We start from the raw sequence: 602 nt of genomic DNA, 5'->3' as shown, positions 1-602 counted from the left end.
TGCCGCGCATCGGCCAGGAAGTGCTGGTGCAATTCCTGGAAAACGATATCGACCGGCCCGTCATCGTCGGCGCCCTGTACAACGGCCAGGGCGAGGGCGGCACGCTACCCACGCCGGGCGGCATGGCGCGCGATCAGAGCGACGCCGGCGTGTTCCAGCCGGCGCACGACCACGCCATCGCGGGCCAGGGCAATGTGGCGGGCGGCAACAGTCCGCTGTGGCATGGCGCCGCGGGCGCCAGCGCGGCGCACCGCAATGGAGCGGCGCAATGGGGCATCCGCAGCAAGGAATTCGGCAAGGCGGGCAGTGCGGCCGGCTACAACCAGCTGCTGTTCGACGACACCGACCAGCAGGGCCGCATCCAGCTGAAAAGCAGCCATGCGGCCAGCGAACTGAACCTGGGCCACCTGATCCACGGCGCCGACAACTACCGGGGCAGCCTGCGCGGCGCCGGCGCCGAGCTGCGCACCGATGCGTATGGCGCGGTGCGCGCCAGGGCCGGCCTGCTGGTAAGCAGCTATGTGCTTCGGCACGAGGCCGCGCAACGCGATCCGGCCGGCGACAACGCCGCCGGCATTGCCCTGCTGAAACAGGCGGTGCTG

1 protein-coding gene is annotated in these 602 nt (G+C 70.8%); it reads left to right on the top strand.

What is annotated here, in order from left to right:
• Positions 1-602 (top strand): type VI secretion system Vgr family protein (locus IGS61_RS27760; RefSeq protein ID WP_230542509.1); only part of this gene is annotated, 602 nt, incomplete at both ends.

It is taken from the genome of Janthinobacterium sp. FW305-129 (genome assembly GCF_020858115.1).
GTDB lineage: Bacteria > Pseudomonadota > Gammaproteobacteria > Burkholderiales > Burkholderiaceae_D > Janthinobacterium.
Note: the sequence above shows the minus strand (reverse complement) of the source record. Positions and strands in the feature narration are given on the sequence as shown.